Annotated in this window: 1 protein-coding gene; it reads left to right on the top strand. The window is 49.4% G+C overall.

All coding sequences use genetic code 11. The annotated features are described in order from the left end of the window. Nucleotides 1-58: 58 nt before the first annotated feature. Nucleotides 59-887: hypothetical protein (locus QVO99_RS08730; RefSeq protein ID WP_288177093.1), on the top strand; the 829-nt coding region annotated here is incomplete at its 3' end.

Below are 887 nucleotides of genomic sequence, written 5' to 3'. Positions count from 1 at the left end.
GTAATTCACATAAAATGTGTAAGTTTGCAAATATAATAACCTGTAAACGCCATAGTATATGATATTACATGTAGCCAATCCGATTTACGACTCCGTGTTCAAATACATAATGTCTGACGAACGCATATCAAAGACCATCCTCTCTGCACTGCTGAAGAAAGAGGTGGTGAAGGTGGAGATGCGCCCGCACGAGTATGTGAACACCACACGAGACACGCTTTCAATGTTCCGCATTGACTTTGCAGCCACCGTGAGGGAGAAGGATGCTGAGGGCGAGGGATTCAAGGACCGCGTCATCCTTATAGAACTGCAGAAGACATGGCTCGACACGGAGACCCTGCGCTTCCGCCAGTATCTGGGTGCGCAGTACAGCAACAAGATAAACATCCGCAAAGACTCGCCGAAAGGATTCGCATATCCAATGGTTGCCGTTTACCTTCTCGGACATCGAGTCGGCGACATTGAGGAGCCGGTGGTTTATGTCAACCACGACGTGTTCGACTACAACGGCGAGGTGGTAGAGGAGGGCAAGGAAGACCCGTTCGTTGAAAGTCTCACTCACAACAGCATAATTGTGCAGATACCGAGATTGAAAGGCCGTGTGAACAACCGCCTTGAGAAGGTGCTCAGCGTTTTCGACCAGTCGAGGAAAGATGCGGAAGACAAGCAGGTTCTCAATATTGACGAGAACAAATATGAGGATGATGCCGACATGATGTATATGCTCCATCGTCTTACAGCCGCTGCCGCCGACTCCGAGATGCGTCAGGACATGAACGTGGAGGATGAATATTACAAGGCGATAGAGGACCGTGACACGGCAATAATGAACCGTGACAAGGAACTGAAGCATAAGGATGAGCAGCTCCAGCAGAAGAGCGAGCAAC

It is taken from the genome of Prevotella sp. CAG:592 (assembly GCF_000436015.1).
GTDB classification, from domain to species: domain Bacteria; phylum Bacteroidota; class Bacteroidia; order Bacteroidales; family Bacteroidaceae; genus Prevotella; species Prevotella pectinovora.
Note: the sequence above shows the minus strand (reverse complement) of the source record. Positions and strands in the feature narration are given on the sequence as shown.